The 22,577-nt window shown below is 38.1% G+C and carries 16 protein-coding genes; all 16 read right to left on the reverse strand.

Features of this window, described 5'->3' with window-relative positions; genetic code table 11:
• Positions 1-4 precede the first annotated feature (4 nt).
• A complete protein-coding gene (locus AC27EF_RS10335) occupies positions 5-3,502 on the reverse strand; it encodes a hypothetical protein (protein ID WP_487110677.1) in 3,498 nt (1,165 codons plus the stop codon).
• 3 nt (positions 3,503-3,505) lie between these two features.
• Positions 3,506-3,937, reverse strand: a complete 432-nt coding sequence (locus tag AC27EF_RS10340; RefSeq protein WP_487110678.1) for a hypothetical protein — start codon at positions 3,935-3,937, stop codon at positions 3,506-3,508.
• Positions 3,938-4,087: 150 nt separating this feature from the next.
• Positions 4,088-5,509, reverse strand: a complete 1,422-nt coding sequence (locus tag AC27EF_RS10345; RefSeq protein ID WP_487110679.1) for an oligosaccharide flippase family protein — start codon at positions 5,507-5,509, stop codon at positions 4,088-4,090.
• Entirely contained in the window at positions 5,496-6,605 is a 1,110-nt protein-coding gene (locus AC27EF_RS10350) for a hypothetical protein (RefSeq protein ID WP_487110680.1), read from the reverse strand. The genes AC27EF_RS10345 and AC27EF_RS10350 overlap by 14 nt, the downstream gene beginning before the upstream one ends.
• Before the next feature lie 62 nt (positions 6,606-6,667).
• On the reverse strand, positions 6,668-7,564 hold the full coding sequence (locus tag AC27EF_RS10355) for a DUF6625 family protein (RefSeq protein WP_487110681.1): 897 nt from the start codon (positions 7,562-7,564) through the stop codon (positions 6,668-6,670).
• A gap of 8 nt (positions 7,565-7,572) precedes the next feature.
• Positions 7,573-8,733 carry a glycosyltransferase family 4 protein gene (locus AC27EF_RS10360; protein WP_487110682.1) on the reverse strand — a complete coding sequence of 387 codons (1,161 nt, stop codon included), beginning with the start codon at positions 8,731-8,733 and terminating at the stop codon, positions 7,573-7,575.
• Positions 8,734-9,156: 423 nt separating this feature from the next.
• Complete coding sequence (locus AC27EF_RS10365; protein WP_487110683.1) at positions 9,157-10,164, reverse strand: acyltransferase family protein; 1,008 nt, start codon at positions 10,162-10,164, stop codon at positions 9,157-9,159.
• The gene (locus AC27EF_RS10370; RefSeq protein WP_487110684.1) at positions 10,164-11,345 is read right to left on the reverse strand and encodes a radical SAM protein; all 1,182 of its coding nucleotides are present in this window, start codon (positions 11,343-11,345) and stop codon (positions 10,164-10,166) included. Before AC27EF_RS10370 ends, AC27EF_RS10365 begins: the two co-directional genes overlap by 1 nt.
• Positions 11,338-12,354, reverse strand: coding sequence for an acyltransferase family protein (locus tag AC27EF_RS10375; protein ID WP_487110685.1), 1,017 nt, complete (start codon positions 12,352-12,354; stop codon positions 11,338-11,340). The genes AC27EF_RS10370 and AC27EF_RS10375 overlap by 8 nt, the downstream gene beginning before the upstream one ends.
• Before the next feature lie 12 nt (positions 12,355-12,366).
• On the reverse strand, positions 12,367-13,614 hold the full coding sequence (locus AC27EF_RS10380; protein WP_487110686.1) for a nucleotide sugar dehydrogenase: 1,248 nt from the start codon (positions 13,612-13,614) through the stop codon (positions 12,367-12,369).
• A gap of 39 nt (positions 13,615-13,653) precedes the next feature.
• A complete protein-coding gene (locus AC27EF_RS10385; protein ID WP_487110687.1) occupies positions 13,654-14,853 on the reverse strand; it encodes a glycosyltransferase in 1,200 nt (399 codons plus the stop codon).
• 3 nt (positions 14,854-14,856) lie between these two features.
• Complete coding sequence (locus AC27EF_RS10390) at positions 14,857-15,969, reverse strand: glycosyltransferase family 4 protein (protein ID WP_487110688.1); 1,113 nt, start codon at positions 15,967-15,969, stop codon at positions 14,857-14,859.
• Between the two features lie 43 nt (positions 15,970-16,012).
• Positions 16,013-17,437: a sugar transferase gene (locus tag AC27EF_RS10395; protein WP_487110689.1), complete on the reverse strand. Its 1,425-nt coding sequence runs from the start codon at positions 17,435-17,437 to the stop codon at positions 16,013-16,015.
• 25 nt (positions 17,438-17,462) lie between these two features.
• Positions 17,463-18,077: a YveK family protein gene (locus tag AC27EF_RS10400; protein ID WP_487110690.1), complete on the reverse strand. Its 615-nt coding sequence runs from the start codon at positions 18,075-18,077 to the stop codon at positions 17,463-17,465.
• 163 nt (positions 18,078-18,240) lie between these two features.
• Positions 18,241-19,626: a glycerophosphodiester phosphodiesterase family protein gene (locus AC27EF_RS10405; RefSeq protein ID WP_487110691.1), complete on the reverse strand. Its 1,386-nt coding sequence runs from the start codon at positions 19,624-19,626 to the stop codon at positions 18,241-18,243.
• Between the two features lie 133 nt (positions 19,627-19,759).
• The gene (locus AC27EF_RS10410) at positions 19,760-22,471 is read right to left on the reverse strand and encodes a YfhO family protein (RefSeq protein ID WP_487110692.1); all 2,712 of its coding nucleotides are present in this window, start codon (positions 22,469-22,471) and stop codon (positions 19,760-19,762) included.
• Positions 22,472-22,577: the final 106 nt, after the last annotated feature.

Here is a 22,577-nt window from a genome sequence, read left to right on the forward strand (position 1 = left end):
ACCATCACCGAAGGCTTTTTTTCACAACAACCTGAATTGCTCCGTGATTATCCCGATATCCCGCACCGTATAGGGCCTTCTCATCATCATTGGCACCCAGATACAAATAGCCCTCCGATTGTGGTATCATGGCTGCGCGTCCGATTTTTATAATAGTATCAGAATTTTCTCCTACTTTTCCCACCAGACAGCCTTCCGGAGCTCCCGGTAGTAAATAAAATCTTTTGGCAATGAACTTGGGATTGCCTTCCGGACCACAGATCCCCCATTGCGGATTTATCATCCAATTCCCGGACTGATATTCTACCTGAACTGATTCATCCGTCTCAATAAAAATACCTGTATCATTCCAAGGAGTTGCCGCAGAAACTTCTATTATGGTTGGATATAAAATTTGAATCGCTTTTAACAGATTTTCGTCAGGAAAAACCTCTTTCAAAATAGAAAGCATATCTTCTCTGGAAGTGTTTGGATAAATAGAAGTATTCAACAGGATACCCCCAACTGTAATTGCTTTATATTGTACTGCAATACCTTTTAGTGCCTTCGCAATATCACGGGCACTGAAATTCATCTCCTCTTTTAATACTTTTGCAAACTCAATCGGATCATATCCGGCATAGATTTCCGCCATTGCAGCAATCCATTCATTATCTGAAATTCCCCGTGATTTCCACATGGTTGTTAAAAAAGATACTTTTTCTTTTAGTGTCATTTGATTTCCTTTCTCTTTGTAAAATAAGCTCATAAATATTGCATTTCGTTCTGCTTCCTGAATATTCGGACGGCAGATAACAAGCATTTGACAGATTTGTTCTTTATGGTAACCGGCGTTCCAAAGACATTCTATCAGTTCCGTTGTTGATAAATTTGGATATGCCTGCTCCAGATGTTGATAGCATAGAAGGATATCATCTTTCGCAATATAATGACGCTTTGCAATGGTTTCTTTGGTATCCGGCTGTCCGTAAATACAGGTGATCTGTTTCAGTACCTGATCGGATAAATCCACTGTGTGCTGCTTCAACATCACAAAACAATCTCTAAGACATAAATCAGCATTCCATGCCCATTGAATTAAATCAGATGCTGTAGCCTCTGTCAAATAATGAGCCGGACACCAGTCACTGGAAAGTTTCGGATTTTTATGGATTGCCCGAACGGATAAATACAATTCCCCCAGAACAGGAGTTTCTAGTAAAGAGATCTTAGGCATGGAACCACCTTTTCGATATTCATATTTTTTGTCATATCGTTTTCCGGAAGCTTTCCAGAACAGATTGATCTCATACTTTTCGGCAAAGATCAGATCTTCGATTTGCAGCAGTAATTGTCCGTTTTGTATGTTTCCATAAAACGTAGGATAAGGAAGAGGGTCCTTCTGTGAAGAACCTCCGCCGGAGCTTCCTCCGGGAAAGAGCATAATCAATACAAATCCCGCAAAAACAGATCCGAAGTCTGCAAAAAGCTCCCCTGCTCCAAACGCAGCGCCTCCTCCTGCCAGCACATCCTCGCAATATTCCGCATTACCTCCGGAAGAAGACTGCCCTCCAGGTTCCTTCGGTGACAATTTTTCAAAGGTTTCCTTCTTGATCAATTTTCTGCACAAGAGTCCCTGTGCATAATCTCGCAGTTCATCTTCCACAAGAACTTTTAGAACTTGCTTCAACACATCTACATTTGCCGCATCAAACATCAACTGTACCATGGAATCTAAAATCGCATATATATTTTTTTGAAATTGTGAAAAAATATCCTGTGCAGTCACTCCCTTTTTTAATTCAATGATGATCCCAGGAGATATATCATGCTGCAGCACCGTTGTTTCTGTCTCCTTTTGAACCAATATTTTTCCGCCGATTTCTAATCGACAAATCTTACCGGACGGATCCTCATCGGATGCAATGGCAATTTGTGTCTTATAACGTACTTTCAATTTATTCTTTTGTTTTTGAAAATCAAGTTTTTTGCAGCTGCCTTTTTTCATTTGCAGATACCGCTCCAAACGCTCTGCAAAATTGAACATATTACTTTGGGAATCTTCTGCACCTGGGGCTGTCAACGAAAATCCTTTGGCAGAAGAATAAGATATCCCAAGAGTATCTCCAAATATAGCTTTCAAATCTCCGGAAACCGGAATTATAAGATTAAAACTCCATTGATTCTTTTCTGCAATATAATCAATGACACCATTCATAATCTTTTGTTCTAAAAATATAATACAGGCAGAAAGCTTCATTTCTTTTCGATTTGGTTTTCCCGATTTGGAAAAGGTGAAAGAGCATTCCGGACCTTTTACCAACGGATCTGATAATGAATCTTGTGTACGCAACACCAAAAATCCAAAATCTATCGGTTTCATAAAATTTAAAGACGCCTGAATTTCATCTTCCGTAATGTCAAGTTTCCCTGTTAAATCAAATTTTTCTATTAAAGTTATACTTGTTTTTAATTCTATCTGATACGTGGGAACATCCGCGCCGTCTTTCCCTATAACATTTTCGTATTTTAAAAAACTCCCCGGCTGAAACGTTAAATCAAAAACTTCTTCATCCCAAACACAGGAAGGGAAAAAACAATTCCAAATATGGGATAGAGAAAAACCGGTATTTAGGGAAATACCGGCTGACTGAATCTTTTGATGTTGAAAATGCAGACTTCCGCTGGTGACAAGGTGTGCAATGCGGACAGAAGTGTTAAGATAATACTCCGTTTCAGCATCTGCTGACTCCGTTTCATAAATGTGCTGAATGCATAGACGAAGCTGCTGAAACTGCAGGTAATTGCCAATAGGATCCGGTAACTTTAAATCCTTTGTCTGCTGGCTACACTCCAGAACAGCAGAATATCCGCTTTCGCAGAATCTTAAATCTCCACCGAAGGTAAACACTGCATTATAAATGGTAAGTACAATCTGACCGGAAATAGAATAAACATTATTTCCCGACTGCAGCAGTACTTTTAAGTGAAGATTGGTAAAATCCAGTGTATGAAACAACTGAAGATCCGGAAGACAGGCATAAAAATATTTGGTATCCAGCGTTTGTTTGGAAAGCCACGTTATACATAAAAAAGTTGTGTTTCCATCATAACCAATCCGAATCAAATCATTCAAAAAATGGAGATTTTTTAATTCAGCTTCAAACCAAATAAAAAAACTAGATGATTTCCCAAAATCTTTCTCATGAATTAAACCGTTCATGCTCGCTATAAGATGCGATAAAGGCAGAACAGACAAAGTGTTTGTCGAAACTTCTGTGAGAGGACAATTCATGAAAATCAAACCAATATTTTCGAAAGAAACATTTTTTAATATATCTGAATAAACATTATTCGTTACATCTTTAAAAAATTCCTCAGACGATTGTTCCATATCTTCTTTTAACTGCACACAAAACAATTGAAAATTTGCATTGCCATGAAAGCTCAGCGATAAAGGCCAGGCTTTCGAACTATGTACTAAGGTTCCGGTTTTTAATGTTGCGGATACATCAAAAACCATGTATTATTCCCCTTTCGTCTCTGTTTGAGCAGTATTTTGTTTGTCTGATTCTTCGGCGGTAATAAATTTGTTGTGTTCATTGTCATAGATACCCTCTGTAACCGTGGCATCGAAGCTCTCAATATAATCATCAATTTTTGCCAATTCCAGAAGGCTCTTCGGCGGTTTTACCTGTGCATAAACATTCTTAGCATCACAGAATGCGATCTTCATAATACTTTCTTTGGAAAGTGTTTTGGCAGATGCTGCCGGTGAACTGTCCTCTTTTTCCTGAATTTCCTGAACAACTTCAAATTCAAAAGGCTGGCTTTGACTCATGGAAGTCGGTATATTTAAACTAATATCATATAATTCCACAAGTTTTTTACTTTCGCTGCCTGTACTGCCCTCGTTGTTTCGTTCTAATTTTGCTGTCAAATTCATTCCTATCTGCATAAAAGTCTCCTTTCAGAACTTTAATCTCTGTAAAGTATTGTATGAATAATTATGAAACTATATTTTATTATATATGAAAATAGGCTGCAAGACAAGTGAAGAGTTAAGAAAATACACTTTTCATGTGAATAATGCTTTAGAAGGTCTTGTTTACAGATCTTTTTTCGATTTCTTTATCAACAGCATTCCGACCAATGTTAAGACACAATATATGATTCCACCTATGCATACTTCAATTATAAGTCGTATAAGCAGATTATCAGCAACTACCTTATCTTTTAAAGTATCAACAACCCCATTCATTATCACCCCTGCAATTATGAATAACATACCTGGCAGAATTACCTTATGAAACTTAATAACTTGCTTTGAAAATATTCCATAAAGTAACAGAACGATTGTTTCAGCCACTAGCGTTCCTACCACTGCTCCCATGGCTCCATGTATTGGAATCAAAATATAATTAAGTATAATATTTACAACTGTGGCAACAATAACAGAAATATTAAATTCTCTATCCTTCTCCATTGGAATAAGATACTGCATTCTCAGTACATTTGATATTGCTTTAATTACTATAATAATTGATAACCATTCCAACAATTCGGCGCATCTCATATATCCTTTTCCAAAGAAAAACGGAATAAAGTCGCTATCAATTGTTTTAATCCCAAAACACAATGCGATTCCTGCCCAAAGCGATAACACGATTGATATGTTTATATATTTTTCGATTTTATTTGAATTATTAGAAGCACTCAACGCAGAAATACGTGGAAGCATAACCACACCGAGACCATTGATAAGTCCCATTGGTATATTTACTATTTTATCTGAATTTGTATAATATCCTAATTCCTTCCATGTACTCATTACACCAAGCATTACCTTGTCTGTATAATGAAATAGCGCTAGTGATACAACTGGGACAAACAGAATTAAATTTGGCTTTATATGACGCACAATATCGTTCAGGCAGATATTCGTGAATTTCATGTATTTAGGTAATTGAATCCACAAAATCAGACTGCTAATCAACATACCTCCTGCCATAATCATTGTATATTTATTGAGATCAGCCGGACTCTTAACAAACATTAAAATACAGGCAATTATGCTAATCTTTACTACAAAACTCCTTTGGGTTGTTGTTTTGAATTCCTCTATCCCGAAATAGAACCAGCTGATATCAAGTCCAACAGACAAAATGTACAACCATTCAATAACAGCATTTAACTTATATTCTCCACCCCAAACTGGAATACTCAAAAAATATACAACACTGACCAAGATAAGCATCCCTATCTGCATTAACATCATCTGTAAAAACAGCTTGCCTAGTTCCTCCTTACCAGCAGACTTTGCTTTTGCTACAGTTCTATTTCCATAATTAGCAAGACCCAGCATCGTAAATATTCCAAAATAGTATGCAATTGAATAATAGTAAGAGTATATACCGTACATTTCATTGCCTAAGGTTCTTGCAATATACGGAGATGTAATCAGTGGACTAATAACCATTAGCAGCTGATAAGCACTTTGATAAATCAAATTTTTCTTAAGGCTTGTCATTAATTTCATCTCCATTCATGTACTTATTTTTATTATTTTTATATAACAATATTGAAAGCAGAATTAAAGATGGATTCATAAGAACCGAAGCACTATAAGATTCAGCGATTGTATATATCGCATATATAAGAACTACAAAGAACTCAATGTAATACCGCCGTTTAAAAAAGATCCTCATCAAAGCTGTGTTAGCGATTATATAAAGCAATAAAACAATCAATCCATACTGAAATCCGATAAAAACAAATCCATAGTCCGTCTTAATATCTCCGGTTCCCAGAAGTGTCAATGTATTTGTAGCCAGAATTACTGTTCCTGATTTAAGCCTAATTAAGAAAGTTCCCATTCCCACATGCTTCATTAGAAGATCTATAAAATATGGTGTTATGAAGCTCAAACCCGCAAGTACAACATAAGAATAACACAGCGGCTTTCCTAATCCGTTGAAAACCTTGTGGATCATTTTACTTTTTATTATCCATACACACAAAATAAGTAAAGTTGTCATTAAAAATCCTGTCCTTGAATTTGTGTATGAAAATATAAAAACATTGTATAATTCCAGCAATATAAATGTCCATGACTTGAGATTTTTATAAGCCAAAAATAATAGAACACATATCACAAATAGCGTATAATGTGTTGAATTTGGCTGTCCATATCCTAATGCGTATCTTACAGTGTGAATATTCCCAGAATCATTTCTCACAAGAACTTGTCGATCCATCACATTTGTCAATGCCAATGATGTTCTGACAAAAAACAGTCCAAATTTTAGCCAAAAACTATACCTGAACAGTTCCCTTAAATCAATATCCTTTACTGCACAAATAGATATTATCGTTAAAAGAACAGCTGCATCTCTTGCTTTTACGAAAACAAGAAGTCCTATTATTAATAAAACAACTGATACAAGAAGTTCTTGTTTTTTCCATTTAGTCGCAATCAGTTTAAAAATAGCAAAGACAATTGCTACCCAAGTAATTGCTATCATGGCTAGATTTTCAGATGTCATACCCAGACCTTTTCCAACAAGCAAGACGGTCCAAAAAATATAGAACAATGATTTAGTCATTGAAATAGTTAATTTACTCATTTCTCTTTCTTAATCCTTTTTGCAAATATAACATCACTTTTCTATAAAACCTCCCTATAATTTTATCGCAGTTTATTCTGCAAACGTTTAAATATTCTCCTAATTTCAAACAGCTTATTTTCTGCAATATGGGATTTTATTTGACTGCCATCACTGGTTATGTAAATTGGCGCCACAAAATAGAACATATCATAATTCACATTTTCGTCTATTTTTACGTTTCTTTTTTGAAAATGTGCATATAAAACCTCTCTGTCAATATCTGAACCTTTTAATTCCAGACTCCCGCTTTTATATACAAAATATAGATTCTTATTCTTCCCCATTCTATTGATCTCAAATTTTCCCTTATTAACATTTATATCTGCACTGTATACTTCGTCAAAAATTTCCACATTATTTTCAAGCATTATTTGCGACAGTCCACCACCGCAGTGTCCAGCCCATTCATCAAAACAACAAGATTTTTCACTTTGAAATACGTTTTTCCAATTTTGGCAATTACACGCAGGTAGCGTTCTGTACAAAGCATTAACTTCTAGGGAATTTTCGTAAATACTACAATGTCCTCTTGAAAAAATTCTTTTATAACTTGTTAATATATCATCTGTGACAAATTTTCTTATATTCCCCCATATTAAGTCAACATCACAATGACCCCAATAGTCATAATCCTTCAAATAATCAGAGAAAATTTCACCAAACGCAGGTTTGAAATCACAGAACTTATATGGAGCATTAATGGAAATCGGAAAATCATAATGTTTTTGAAACAGTTCCTTCATCTGTTTAAAACTCATATAATGTACTTTTACATTATTCGGATAATTATATTTTGTATCATCATCTGTAAAAATAAGAAAATCCACACTTGGATTCCGTCTACATGTCTCTAACCATAATTGAAAATATGTTGGAAGTTTTCCACCCCACGGTACAATAAATGCTATTGACTTCATCTGTATCTTTAATCCTTCCTATTAATATTGTTCTGCAGCTCCTTATAACTCTCTATAAACGAGTCTGCCAATTCATCCCACGTATACTGATTGGCAATCGTGTCATGTGCGGCATTCTTCACCTTATTCATTTCTTCGTCAGCAATCTCGGATACTATTTTTGCCCATTGGCTTGCTTCCATATTTTCAAGAATATAACCGTTTTTTCCATCTTCAATTAGAGTACTGGATCCTCCATTATTCGTCGTTAATACAACAGTCTTGTAATACATGGCTTCCAGAAGCACCATCCCAAAAATTTCGTATGCCGTTGGAAGCAAAAAGAAATCTGCCAAATTGTAAACACCGGATAGATACTTTTGTTCCATTTTTTTCTGATATACAATATTTTCTCGTATACCAAGTTTGTCAGCATAACTCCAACAGTTATCTATATAATCTTTGTTACCGGTACCAATCATATATAGGGTTACATTAGCGTTCCTTTTCAAAATTTCGAAAAAAATCTCAAGTATGAATGGAATGTTCCGTCTTTCCTCAAAACGGCCTATATACAGAATTTTTATTTTTCTGTCATTCTTCATTGTCAGAAATAGAGGCTCATTGCATTCGGTTTTTCCGTTTGAAAGCATTTGTGTATCTATTCCAACACCAATTGTCTTTATACTAGAAGTTTTTATACTTTTACTTTCAAGAAATTTCTGTGCAAGTCTACTTTTTGTTATAAAATTGGTCCCTAGTTTCAAGTATCTTTTTAAGAAAAATAAATCAAAAATAGCACACATCAAATTATATCGTTTATTAACTGCCGCATAATACGGTCCATGATAAATAATGTGTTTTTTTGGATATTTTTTTGCAAGAATCCATGATTGTATTTGATTGTACTCAGCTGTTTGCAGTACGTCGTACTGTGCAAATAATTTATCACATCCGGTGTACACAGTATTTTTTAAGGCGGTTTTCCCATGTTTGTAAAAAACAGTTACTTTTCCTATATCATCCACCGAAATATTAACTTCCTTTTCTTTCTTATCGGTCCAAAAAACAATATCACAAACATTTCCTTTACGGATCAGTGCTTTCGCCAATCCAACCTCTTGTATGTTATATGTGTTTTTTTCTACATCCATATAACTTGGAAAATTTCTAATAATCAATATCTTCATATACTATATCCCTTTTTGGTCATTGGGTTCAAAATCTTCATGACATATCAGCATCTATCTCTCGCATTCCAATGAATCTAGCCGGAACACCGGCCCAAATTTCATTGTCTCCAATCGAATTTAACAAAACTGTATTTGCGCCTACTACGGCATTCTTCCCAATAACAACACATCTTGGAATATCAACTCCGAGGAGATAATTCAATTCCTTTGCCACCCCCCAAAATTGGAACTTTATATAGTTTTATGAGTTTTTCTACCTTTAATAGCATTATCTATTCTCCTATTCTTTGTTTTCTATCTGCTGTGTGATATCGCATTTACAATCTTTTGACCGATTCTATGCTTCCTCTATTTCTTGGACGAATGACTCAAACCGTTATTTTATATTAATTCTCCATAACAAGAGAATAATTTGTATGCTTAAAAGTAATGTTTCATGATCTTGTTCGGATACAAAAAGAATTCTAGCCACTTTGTTTTCTTCATAATCCATGCAGCTATAATTGGTCCTGCAAAGCTAATTCCAAGTCCCAATATCACATGAACCACAGGATTTACAACACCAATTTTCAGTAGAACTGAGCGCAATGGAGCTGCAAAGAGCGTATGCATCAGAAAAATTGGCATAGTATATTTGGCAAGGAAGCTCATTACTTTCCCAAACTTTTCTTCAAAGGCTGTCACCAATTGAATCACTGCAATACAAGCCATTAGACCTAAAGCAAAGGACAGTGCCAAACTATGAACATCAGCCATATACACAGCCACGCTCAATCCAAAGAACAATACCCCCAATATTATTCCTTGGAACTTCTTCCCTTGTACTCGTAAATTGAATACACAGATACTCATTCCTAGCACAAACCAGATTTCGTTTGTAAGGGCGGTTGATACAGCATATATTCCTATATCTCCCGTTAAAATAAAGATTTTCGCAGCTACTGCAGCCATCAAGCCTATAGCAGCCATCTTCACATTAGAAAAAGTTGGAGTGATAAGAAAAATCAAGAACAGAGTATACAGATACCAATACGGAGCTGTCGGATGAAGTAATAACGTATCGCTCAAGCCTCCAATTTGATCATTCACACTATTTGAAAACAATGTTTTCAGTATCCATGTAACTGTTGTAAAAGTTACATACGGCACACCGAGTGCCAGTGCCTTTTTTGTTATATTTTTCTTCCAGCTTATAACGCTATTCACCTTGCTGTATTTCTGATAAAGGTATCCGCTACAGATGAAGAAAAGTGGTACATGGAAATAATAAATCGTCATATTAAACCATTTATATAAGTCGTTTTCCGGCAAAATATTGGATTTCGTCATACTTTGAAAGAAATGTCCTAGTGCAACCAATATACAGGCAATAACTTTTACATCATCGATCCATTTTTCTTTTGTTCTTACCTCTATTTGTCCATCCATCACTTATTCTCCATTTGCTGCGCAATATCAGCATCTACGATTTCCTCACCGGTCTTGTGCTTCAGCTGCTCCTTAGAGGCTTCACTCAGACCATTATTGATGATACAATTTATGTCGCAGGTGCTGCATTTGTCCAGTTCTTCCCTAGTGACTTTACCATCACGGTAGTCGCGGCAAATTTTCAGCTCGTACATACTATACGGATGCTTGGTAAACAAAGCCTTAACCCTGTGGACCAGAACCCAGACAGCAGGCTTCCAGATATATTTGTGCATAGCAGGAGAAACAGAACCGATCATCCAACAGTCACGGTCACAGCAGCGAACCTTCTTACGGACTTCTTTTGCCTGCGGGCTATTCCACAACTCCTTCCAAGTCTGATTATTCAGATTGCCCATAACTTCTTTATCCTTAGTTCCGTTGCAAGGCATAACATCACCATACGGATCGATAAAGAAAGTATCAAAGCTCATGTCACAAGGTAGCAAACGTTTCTGACCATAAATGTAGTTGATTAAGCCGTGGTTGAAGTACGCACGGAACCACTTCTTTGGGCTATTGCTACACAGCAATTCGTTGACCAGATTCTCGAAATTCTTCGCGACCATCGGGCGGTCATGGATAATGTTTTTTGCCTCGACGAAATAGAAACTGTTGTGAAGAGAAGCAGTCGCAAACTCCATGCCCATCTCGTCAGAGATCTTGTATAGCGGTACTAAGTCAGGAGCATTCTTGTCCTGAACAGTCATACCGAAACCAACATCCTTCATGCCCATTTCACGCAATTTCTTCAACGTACCGTAACCACGCTGGTATCCATTTTGCAAACCACGAATTTCGTTGTTGGTCTGTTCCAGGCCCTCGATAGAAATACGGATACCAATCTGTGGGAACTCTTTGCACAAATCCACGATACGATCTGTGAAGAAACCATTGGTCGAAATAACGATACGATCAGACTTTTTGTATAGTTCTCGGACGATATCCTTCAAATCGGTACGGATGAATGGTTCACCGCCGGTAATGTTCGTGAAATACATCCTCGGTAGCTTCTTGATCGTTTCAATGCTGATTTCTTCTTCCGGATTGGAAGGCGCTTTATAGCGGTTACACATAGAGCAACGGGCATTGCAGCGATAAGTTACAATGACCGTACCATTTAACTTTTTTTCTTCAGACATGATGACTTCTCCTATTATTTATGCTCTCTTTTAAGAATATTTCAATTTTATTTAAGAACCATCTGGCACATACTGAGAAAACAACCGATCCACAGATGACTGTAGTCGCTGTAAAGATATATGCCAACAGGTCATTTCCAAATAAATGAATAAGATGCAATTTTTCAAGAACACGGTAAACTAACATGTGACACAAGTAGATCTCAAAGCAGATTCCACCGAGGAACTTGGCAACCGGATTGACCAGTACTCCCATCCGATTACATCCGAGAGTGTAGATTAATGCCGCCACGCAGAAAAACAGCATCGTAAGCGTAGAACTGCCCAATGCAAAATAAACAGCTGTGGCTATCAGCAGAGTCATACCGGCGACTACCTTATGCTTTTGTGCAAATTCGGTCAATTCTTTTCGATAAAGAAAAATCAAACCACCGACAATAAAGTAAATTGCATCATAGATAATATTCTTTCTTCCAGCGTTAAAGTAGCTGCCACACAAATAATTAAATACCAGCGCTGCTACTGTCACACTCCATGCTCTTTTTTTGTTTCCAAGCAGGAAACAGAAAAATGGGAACAGCAAATAGAATACAAAAATTACAGCCAACGTCCAGCTCACACCAATAACTGAAATGTTTGCATTCGGCAACAACCCCTGACACAATGTCAGATTTGCAAAGACTTCAAACAAAGAATTCCAGCTCGGCGAAATTACAAAATCCAATGCACAGAGTAGTGCAAAATACGGCCAAATTTTGATATACCGTTTTTTATAGAACTCCTCCATGCTGATCGTTCGGTTTATAATTTTCTGATAGTAGCCGCAGCACATACCAAAGCCGCTGACCATCATAAAAAGGAACACGAAATTTGTGAAATTTGGAATAAGTCTTCCGAATACAAAGCCTCCCAATTCATATTCTCCGTTTGCAAAGATGTGCATCAAAGCAATGCCAAGAACGGCATATGCTTTTAGTCCATCGATTCCTTCATATCTTTCTTTCTGCATAGTACAGCCCCTTTAATCACGCTGAAAAATATCACGTGTATATACTTTTTCTTTCACATCATTCAAACACTTGTCATAACGATTGGAGATGATCGCATGACTCATTTCCTTGAACTTAGCCAAATCATTCACAACGACGCTGCCGAAAAATGTCTCCCCATTCTTCATAGTTGGCTCATAAATGATGACCGTTGCTCCCTTTGCCTTAATACGCTTCATGACTCCTTGAATAGAACTCTGACGAAAGTTATCAGAATTGGACTTCATGGTCAGGCGATAAACACCAATGGTTACAGACTTTTCTTGATCTTTACGATACTCGTTATCCTCGTCATAGCCATAATAATCCGCCAATTTCAACACACGGTCAGCAATAAAGTCTTTACGAGTGCGATTGCTTTCCACAATTGCCTCAATTAAGTTTTCCGGTATGTCCGCATAGTTTGCCAACAGCTGCTTAGTGTCTTTGGGTAAGCAATAACCGCCATAACCAAAGCTTGGATTGTTGTAGTGATTGCCAATTCGAGGATCAAGGCAAACACCCTCAATGATTTCCCGAGTATTCAGACCCTTACTTTCTGCATAAGTATCCAGTTCATTAAAGTAAGCAACACGCAACGCTAAATAAGTATTAGCAAATAACTTAACGGCCTCTGCTTCAGTGAAGCCCATAAACAGCGTGTCAATATTTTCCTTGATAGCACCTTCCTGTAACAAATTAGCAAACTCATGTGCAGCCTCAATCAAACGCTCATCACCTAAATCAGTGCCAACGATGATACGAGAAGGATACAGATTATCGTAAAGTGCCTTAGATTCACGTAGGAACTCCGGGCTGAAGATAATATTTTTACTGTTGAATTTTTTCCTTATACTTGTCGTATAGCCTACAGGAATCGTGGACTTGATAATCATAATTGCATTCGGATTATATTCTATAACTAGCTTAATCACGGCTTCAACCGCAGATGTATCAAAATGCTGAGTGTGGTTATCATAGTTTGTAGGTGCCGCAATAACAACAAAGTCTGCATCAGAATATGCAACTTTTGCATCTAGCGTTGCAGTCAGATTCAGTTCTTTTTCTGCAAGATATTTTTCAATATAATCATCCTGAATTGGCGATTTACGCTTATTAATCAGTTCCACTTTTTCTGGAGTAACATCCAAAGCCGTCACTTGATGATGTTGGGAGAGCAGTATTGCAATTGACAAGCCAACATATCCTGTTCCAGCCACGGCAATATTATATTTTTTCATTTTCTTCTATCCTCCATTAAAACTAGTTGCGAATCAGCTTTACCGATACACCTTCATAATTTTCTCGTAGTACTCATCAATGGTATCGAAGCTAATGTCTTTGCAGTTCGAGCTGCACTCAGCACACAACATCTTATTCTCCCAAAACTTCTGGATCTTCTTCTTCAGATCTTTGCCATTGTTGCTTTCAAACAAATCGCCGGTCTTTCCAACTTGAATCAATTCCGGAATACCACCAATGTCCGCCCCAAGCACCGGTGTGCCATACATCTGGGATTCCATCACAGAAAACGGGCAGTTTTCATACCACTCAGACGGATAAACGGAGAACCGTGCCTCACAGATGAGCTTTTCTAATCCCTCGCCCTTCTGGAAACCAACGTTTTTGATGTTCTTAACACCATTTACCATCTCTTCCAGCGGACCAGTACCTGCGAAGATAAACTGGACATCCGGAAGTTCTTTACAGACCTTGATGAGTGTGCCGATGCCCTTCTCCTCAGAGAAACGACCGAAGTAAAGAACATAGTCTTTCTTCTCAACTTCTTTCCTCTCAATTTTTTCTACAAAGTTGTGCATCGCTATGGTCTTAGATGCAAATAGTGGATTACTGTCCATCTTTTTCTTCATGAACTCAGAGCAGCAGATCATCGTGTCGATGTACTTATATGCACCCTTCAACTTCCAGAACTCTGCTTCCATCGTACCGATGACAGACTTTATAGTTGACCCGTGAATACATTTTCCCTTCATGCAGTTCGCAAAATGACCGCCGAGACACTTCTCACAGTTCTGATGTGTGTTTGGATTGTTCAGCATGTGATTCGGACAGACCAATTGGTAATCATGTGCCGTAAAAATGATCTTACATTTATGTCTGGTCTCCCCGCGCCATTTCGCGATTTCCAGAATTATGGATGGCGTCAGCTGATAGTTAAAATTATTTAGGTGACAGACATCCGGTCGAAAGTCATCCAGAACCAGACGCAGTTTCTTTCTGGCCTCGTTGCTGTAAATCGTCTTAATCGGATAGGTCAGCTTGGACAACTTGCTGCCACCGTGGAAATCCATGTCAGACGTATAAGCGTTGACCTTGTTGCCAACACAACGCCCCTTGTGTTCCATACCGAAGTACTGGACTTCATGTCCCATTTTTTCCAGATACTCGCCCAACTTAAATATGTAAGTTTCTGACCCACCATTCGGATACAAAAACTTATTTATCATCAAAACTCTCATGTGTTATTTTCTCCCGTACAGCTTCATTGTTTCTTTTGCCACATCATCCCAGTTGTATTTCTCACAGATAAAATCTGCTGCTTGTTTTTTATATTTATCTACATTTTCAGGATGGTTACAAGCATCTTGCAGCTTCTCTTGCAAGTCCTCTGTATTCGATTTCTTAAAGACCAAAGCCCGATCTTCCACAACCTCTGCACACTCCGGAATATCAGACACCAAACAGCAGTTACCGTAACTCATAGCTTCTAACAAGCTCAATGGCATTCCTTCCAAATCTGAGGGTAATGTATAAATATAGGCGTTACTGTACAATTCGTCCAGCATTTGTCCTTGAACAAAGCCTGTAAAAAGAATTCTCTCATCGTCCTTTGCCAGAACTTTTAATTCCTCCATAAAAGAATCTGTATCGCTGGAACCACCGGCAATCACCAGCTTCTTATCTGTCTTGACTGCCTTAAATGCCTCAACCAAATAGCGAATACCTTTTTCCGGCACCAGTCTGCCCAGAAACAATACATAGGAATCTTTTACCAAGCCAAATTTTTCTGTTATCAAGTTTGCTTCGTGAGTCTTTGGTCGATTCACTCCATTGGGAATGAAATTCGTTTCCCTGCCGTAAGTATCTCTGAAATAATCACGGACGCCTTTACTCAAGACGATAATTTCATCTGCATATTTCACAGCGTTTTTTTCACCCTGTCGAATGAACTTGGAACCAAAACCAGAGTTCCATTTTTCACGTTGCCAGTCGAGACCGTGGATTGTGACTATGACTCTCTTACCAAACATCTTTGGCAGCCAAGAGAAAAAAGCAGGACCTTCTGCATGTATATGAACTACATCATATTTCCCAAATGCGCTGTAGAGAGCTGCGAAGAAAGAGGAACTCACCGCTGCAAGACCTTTTTGCTCAATGGTTGGAACAAACTTTTGACAGATACCATCATATTCAATTTTCTTGTCGTACTCTGCGCCGCTTACATGATGCCCCGATCTGTTGTAGCAGGTAACCTGACATCCATTCTGTGTCATCCTGGTGCATAGTTCTTTTACAACAATTTCTATCCCGCCCTCACGGGAAAGACGTTTTTGTCCGAAAACAGCGAGTTTCATCTTCCCCTCCGTTCCTTCATCCTTCAACCTCAAATAATATATTTTATCTTGCCCCGCTGCTATGAAGCACTACCTGCACGGTTCTTAAGATAATTTCAAAATCTCTCTTTAATGACCAGTTACTGATATATTCTACGTCCATCGCTACAATCTCTTCAAAATCCACGATGTCACTTCTTCCGCTAACCTGCCATACGCCGGTTAGTCCGGGCGTCATACTCAATCGCCGCTTGTGATATCCTTCATATTGTTCAAACTCATCCACTGTCGGTGGTCTTGTCCCCACCAGACTCATCTCTCCTTTTAATACATTGAGAAACTGTGGCAGTTCGTCCAGACTTGTTTTGCGAATAAACTTCCCAATCTTTGTAATACGAGGATCATCTGTCATTTTAAACATCAGACCACTCATCTCATTTTGTTCCATCAATTCCTTTTTTCGTTCCTCTGCATCTGCATACATGGACCGGAATTTATAGATCTTAAAGATTCGTCCGTTCCGTCCAACCCTCTTTTGTGAAAAAAACAACGGACCGGGTGACTCCAGTTTGATCGCAGGTCCCAATATCATCGTTACAAAAAACGTAACAGTCAAACCCACCAACGCCCCTATGACATCAATCACTCTTTTTAGAATAATCATATGAAGCGGTATCTCTTTCGCAGCAAAGGTTACCGTGTGATATCCTCCGATTTTATCCAGATATTTTTTACTGCTTTCCACATCCATTTCAAAGAGCCGAATGTTCAGATCTACCGTAATACCCATTTCTTCAAACTGCTGTACAATCTTTCGGATCTTCTCATCATCTTCATATGGAACATGAAGGAAAACTTCATCCACAACTTCCCGTACCGCATACTGAAGCATCGTATCTCGATTTGCGACAATCGGAATATTCAGAATCTTCTTTCCAACCTCATCTCGATCTATGATAATAATTCCGGTGATCCAAAGGTCCCATGTCTTCTCTTTTACAATGTTCCTCACCACCTCGTCGGCGCGGTCATGGGTTGTAATAATCAGCATTTTTCTTGTAATGGAACTATATTTACGATAAGTCAAAATATACCAACGGTAAATACAATGGGTAATCTGCATCCACACAAAACTAAAGGACATGGTTGTCAGATAGATAAACCTCGAATAATCTCTGGCATCATCAATCAAATATGCAATGGTTGCCATAAAAGCGGCTGCTGCGATATTGGTCTTCATATTGCATAGAAATTCCTTCCCAAATTTTCTTTTGAAGAAATCATAATTTGGGTTGAACATCAAATATACTAAAGTTAATACAAAGAGTGCAATCAGCCAACGGTAAATCACTCGATTGTCTGTTGTCCATGCCATATAAGCATCATAGTAAAACCGAAGATATGTCATCAAGAAGTAACCAACTGTAATTCCTATGACATCACCTACATAAATAATAAAATTCTGAACCTGTGAACGCTTGACTCCCATATATCCTATCCTCTGCGAAAACATTTTATCTTCTCAACTCGCGATTGATCTTCACCAGATAAAGAACAAACAAGATTCCGATGGCCAGAACAAAACCGCCGGCAGCTCCCATCAAAATCATTTTTTTTGCATTCACGGATTCCTCCGCTTTTGGTTTTGACGGATCTTCCACAACAATCACGGGATCTTTTTTCAACGTATTGGTAACAACATCCTGAAATACCGGGATGACCTCTTCCGCAATTGCATCGGTATCTTCCCCGGATTGTGTTCTCACTGTAATGGTCAGCAGCCTGGACCCCTCTTCCTGCTCTGCTGTTAATGCCCCTTTAATTTTTGCTTTCTTCATGTCCGTGCGATCTGCAATCTCCTTTGTGATCAGATCCGTATTGATTAATTTCATATAATCGGCAAGAAGCTCATTGGCATTATCACGAATCAGGACTTTGTCTGATGTTTTTGGCACAGTCACATATACTTTTGCCCTGGAAGTGTATTCTGTCACACTTTTTATTTTTGCATATCCAAACGCAGCCCCTCCGCAAAGAAGGATTGCCAGCAGAATCCATATCCACTTGGATATAAAATACTTACACATATCAATCAAGTCAATTTCCATCTCTTCACTTTGCTGTTCCATCTTACTCTCCCACTTTTCAATATATCTATATTTATGAAATATTTTCTCATATACTTAAGGTATTTTATCACAGATGCTGTCGAATTTCTACTTTTTTTCGTCATTTCCCAGGATTTTTCAAAAAAATACACGACTTCTTCATTCAGCCGCGTATTTCTCTGTCCTACCAAAATTTCTTATTTGTTGTAATGTAGTCTACTTTTTGTTTGATATAATCCCAGACCTTTCCCTGATCATCCACTGTCCATAGATTTACGGGAATTCCTGCGTTTTTAAATGCCGCAATTTCAGAGTTGGTGATTTTTGTATAATTGGCATCCAATGCAATCTTTTCATTTTTATAATAATTTATCATTCCCTGATCCGGATTGTTCGTAACATGCTGTAAAGATACATTGGGCAGTTTTTCAACCATCAATACATCATTCATTCTCTCCATCGTATAGAAATCGTAGGCAATAAACATGTATTGCCGATCTCCCATTACTTTTTTTGTAGCGTCATAGAGATCTTCCATATTATCAGTTGTCATACGTTGCATGGAGCGGTTGTTTTGTGTATCTCCGTATTTTACATACTCCATCTTAATTTCAATCACCGGAGTCATTCCGTATTTCTTGCACGTTTCTAAATATTCTTCCAATGTAGGAATGGTTGTTGCGGATGCTGTGTTCTTATATTTTGAAATATTATTGCCTGCAACGATCTTCTGCTTTTGAATCTCCGCCAGTGTCATGTCCTCCGGACGTTTGTTTACTTTGCACATTCTTTGCAAAGTGGCATCATGCATTAAAACAAATTCTCCGTCCTTTGTCATTCTCACGTCTGCTTCTGCACCCCAGAATCCTGCGGCTCCGGCAAGCTCATAGGCTTGTATCGTGTTTTCCGGCGCTTCAGAACTTAACCCGCGATGTGCAACAAACTTTGCACTATCGCTGTGGATATTACCGATCACTCTGATTTTATAGCTGCTTTTTTTCTTAGAACCGTCTCTGGCAGTTGCAGTGATGGTCGCATATCCTTCTGCTTTTCCGGTAACCGTTCCGCTGGAATTTACCGTTGCGATCTTTGTATTGGAGGATTTATAGCTCACTCTTCGATCATAGGCATAGGAGGGAGAAACACTCGGGGTTCTTCGATAAGTTTTTCCCTTCTGTACGACCGGAGTTCCAGATGAAAATTTTACACTTGTTACTTTTTTCTTCTTTACCGTAACCCTGCATGTAACTTTCCGATATTTTTGAGATTTTACATAACAGGTAATGGTTGCCTTTCCCGGTTTCAGCGCTTTGACCGTACCGGAGGAACTGACCGTTGCCACTTTCTTGTTGCTGCTCTTCCATTTTAGGGCGCGTTTTTTTGCCTTTGACGGTGTGATTTTCACTTTAAACTTCTTGGAAGTTTTGGCATACATACTTCTTTTGGTCTTCACATTGGACCATTTAATTTTTCTGACTTTTGGAGTTGCAGCAGATACCGGCGCTGTCGCCGCCCCTAAAAATCCTGCAATCATTCCGACAACCAGCAGCTTTAACAAATGCTTTTTCATTTTTCCTCTCCTTTTTAATACTTTTGTAATATTCTTCATTATTCCTTAACTATTTTAACATATTTTCCCCCATGATGCCAGTCCTAAAAAAATATTAATATCTTTTTTAGCGTCTGTATTTTTTATCATCTCGTCAACTTCCGCTCTTCTTTTTTCTTATTCCGATGCCAATCAATAAAGCAAAAGCACTCCATCCCAGAACGCTTAGGATTGCCCCTGCCTGTATTCCAGGTGTTACATAGGACAATGTTATTTTATGAGTTCCTTTTTTTACAGGGATCCCCATATACATCCCATTGGCTTTGTAAATTTTTGTTTCTCTTCCATCCACCCGGGCTTTCCATCCTTTAGAATAAGGAATTGTCACACAGACCATTTGATCTTTTTCCCCCTGAAATGTTCCAGAAAAATGATTCCCTTCGTATCGAATTTTCTTCAAAGTGTGTTTCTGAAGCTGTTTCAACTTGGCAAATGTCTGTTTTTTATCCACAGTAATCAAAGAAATTTCATCGAATTTATAGGTTCCCGGTGATAAGAACTGCAAATTTATTTTTTCTTTCTTCTTTTTCTTTGGAGTCTGAATCCGAATCATATAATCTTTTCGGCCAAAATAGTAAGGGCTGAAGGTACTTTGTATATAAATATTTTGCTGCATCTGCCCCTGTGTGACTAAAATTCCCTTTGTCCCTTTCTGTCCGGTGAGCCAAAAATCACCTCGAACCGAAGGCTGGTCATGGTATACTAAATTTTGAACATACACATAGGTTTCCTTATGAGGATCTGCGGGAATGGTAATGACAGAATTCCCGGTTCCCTTGGGAGATGAAATTCTCTTTTCAGACAATGGAATCTCTGAAACCGCACTGTGATATTTCTTTTTCTGATGCTCCAACTCTATTTCTTCCGGATTTTCATTTAATATCATCTGACAAAGCAGCGCCTGTTCCCGCTCAACGCCATTCAAACCATCATATTCTTTCTTTGTAATATAGGAATCATAGGCATAAGCCAACGGCAAAGCATATGGATTTTTATACAGCGTTATATACTCCTTCTTTTTGATCGGTATAAATCCATACGGAATCTTCTCCTGAGCCTTTTTCTCATCATCAACAGATTCTTTGGCAACTGTCATATATTTCACCCCTGCCAAAGATAATAGGCCTGTCCTTTGGTCCAGCCCTTTGTATTTATCTGCATATTTCATGCCCAGTGTCTCATAGCTTTTCATTGTTTCTGCCACGTTGCCGCAGGTAATGCTGTAATAGCCGCTGATCGTATTTAAATCATTAACCAACCCATAATTCTTATATTTATATCCTTCTGCATGAACACGGTAGACAGAAGAGTCTTTGATGGATGTAAGCAAGCTTACATTGTCCTGTTTCAAAGTTTCCAGCGCGGATCCCTGATCTAAAAATTCTTGTGTATATCCGCCTTGATCGCTGTGAAACCGATAATATCCATGCATACCTGCCGATGTCACCATAAGAATTGCAAAAACAATTTCTGTCAGCAGCTTTCGATCATCGTAATTCCATTTTTGAAACAAAAGCAAGACCAGATAGACAATGAGAGCCATAATTCCTGCAGCGAGAATTCCTTTGTTTTCCGTAAGCTCCTCCAAAGAAGTATTGACAATCTGACAAAAAACGATATAAACAAAAATGCCAAATCCAATCCCAATCTTCTGACGTTGGGACATTTTGTAAAATCGAGGATACATTTCTGCCGTCAACAGCGCTACAATAAAACTCAGTACAAACGCCCATCGGTTATTTGCATAAGAAAAACCATTGAAGGCAAATCCAAACACCGGAAGTGCCAACGCAATGATGCTTGAGACAAATGCCATTCGATATTTTTTATGCTTCATCCTCTGTGAAAACAGCGTAAATAAAATTGCAATTCCGGCAATCGGCAGATATCCTACATTTGTATTGCTTCCTACGTTCCCATATCCTGTGATATTTTCCAGTAAAAGCAAATAATATTTCCCGGGATATAAAATCAGGGTTCGCCAGTCGACGCCGACACCATTGCGCCCGTTTCCTAAAAAGCCAATCACAGAAGGAATCAGAATCACTGCCGACATGGTAATTCCCAGAGCAAACCATCCCGCAAACCTTCCGATGGTCTGAAAAAATATTTTGATTCTCTCTTCTTTTACATAATGACAAAATCGAATCCATGCATAAATCACGGAGAAAATAGTAAGCATATACAAGAAATAATAATTGCTCATAGCTGCAAGACAGACAGATAAAATGAATACATAGGGCTTTTCTTTTTTATAAATCTTCTCGATTCCAAGACATAACAGCGGAAAATAAATCATCGGATTTAAAAAGAAGGGGTGTCTCAAGCCCAATCGAAAACAAAAACCACAAAAAACATAAACCAGCGCGCCCATCACGGACGCATATTCTCTTTTTTTCATTTTTTTGGCATATGCCAAAAATGCAAGTCCTGCAAGATACATACGCAAAAGAATCATAAAATTGTACATTGCTTCTGTATTTTCTTTTGATACAAAACCATAGAGAAGATTCAGCGGATCTCCAATTGCATAATAATTTAACGTCGCCAAAAGATCTGCGCCATAGCCCAGACTCATTTCCCACATCGGAAGTTTGGGATGTCCTGCCAGCAAATTGGAAAAGAACTCCCTCAGAGATTCTCCATAATATGCCAGTGCAGAATAATGCTGGCTCAATCCGTCTTCCACTCCCGCTCCCCAGATCAAGCTCTTTCCTTCCTGCAAAAACGGAGCAAAGGCAGCCGCACACATCAACAAAAACAGCGCCGAGTACAACAAATAATTGTTTCCTTTTTTCCTTCTCATAACGTTTACCTACCTCTTTATCCTTCGTTTTATCAGTATCATATCATATTTTCAGTTGAAAAAATGTGAAAAATATCTTAAGATAATAGGATGCCAGGTATCATAC

It is taken from the genome of Anaerostipes stercorihominis (genome assembly GCF_057535655.1).

Coding starts and splice junctions, on each gene's coding strand:
- AC27EF_RS10335 (WP_487110677.1), bottom strand. CDS start 3,502: ATGGTTTTTGATGTATCCGCAACATTAAAAACCGGAACCTTAGTACAT.
- AC27EF_RS10340 (WP_487110678.1), bottom strand. CDS start 3,937: ATGCAGATAGGAATGAATTTGACAGCAAAATTAGAACGAAACAACGAG.
- AC27EF_RS10345 (WP_487110679.1), bottom strand. CDS start 5,509: ATGACAAGCCTTAAGAAAAATTTGATTTATCAAAGTGCTTATCAGCTG.
- AC27EF_RS10350 (WP_487110680.1), bottom strand. CDS start 6,605: ATGAGTAAATTAACTATTTCAATGACTAAATCATTGTTCTATATTTTT.
- AC27EF_RS10355 (WP_487110681.1), bottom strand. CDS start 7,564: ATGAAGTCAATAGCATTTATTGTACCGTGGGGTGGAAAACTTCCAACA.
- AC27EF_RS10360 (WP_487110682.1), bottom strand. CDS start 8,733: ATGAAGATATTGATTATTAGAAATTTTCCAAGTTATATGGATGTAGAA.
- AC27EF_RS10365 (WP_487110683.1), bottom strand. CDS start 10,164: ATGGATGGACAAATAGAGGTAAGAACAAAAGAAAAATGGATCGATGAT.
- AC27EF_RS10370 (WP_487110684.1), bottom strand. CDS start 11,345: ATGTCTGAAGAAAAAAAGTTAAATGGTACGGTCATTGTAACTTATCGC.
- AC27EF_RS10375 (WP_487110685.1), bottom strand. CDS start 12,354: ATGCAGAAAGAAAGATATGAAGGAATCGATGGACTAAAAGCATATGCC.
- AC27EF_RS10380 (WP_487110686.1), bottom strand. CDS start 13,614: ATGAAAAAATATAATATTGCCGTGGCTGGAACAGGATATGTTGGCTTG.
- AC27EF_RS10385 (WP_487110687.1), bottom strand. CDS start 14,853: ATGAGAGTTTTGATGATAAATAAGTTTTTGTATCCGAATGGTGGGTCA.
- AC27EF_RS10390 (WP_487110688.1), bottom strand. CDS start 15,969: ATGAAACTCGCTGTTTTCGGACAAAAACGTCTTTCCCGTGAGGGCGGG.
- AC27EF_RS10395 (WP_487110689.1), bottom strand. CDS start 17,437: ATGGGAGTCAAGCGTTCACAGGTTCAGAATTTTATTATTTATGTAGGT.
- AC27EF_RS10400 (WP_487110690.1), bottom strand. CDS start 18,077: ATGGAACAGCAAAGTGAAGAGATGGAAATTGACTTGATTGATATGTGT.
- AC27EF_RS10405 (WP_487110691.1), bottom strand. CDS start 19,626: ATGAAAAAGCATTTGTTAAAGCTGCTGGTTGTCGGAATGATTGCAGGA.
- AC27EF_RS10410 (WP_487110692.1), bottom strand. CDS start 22,471: ATGAGAAGGAAAAAAGGAAACAATTATTTGTTGTACTCGGCGCTGTTT.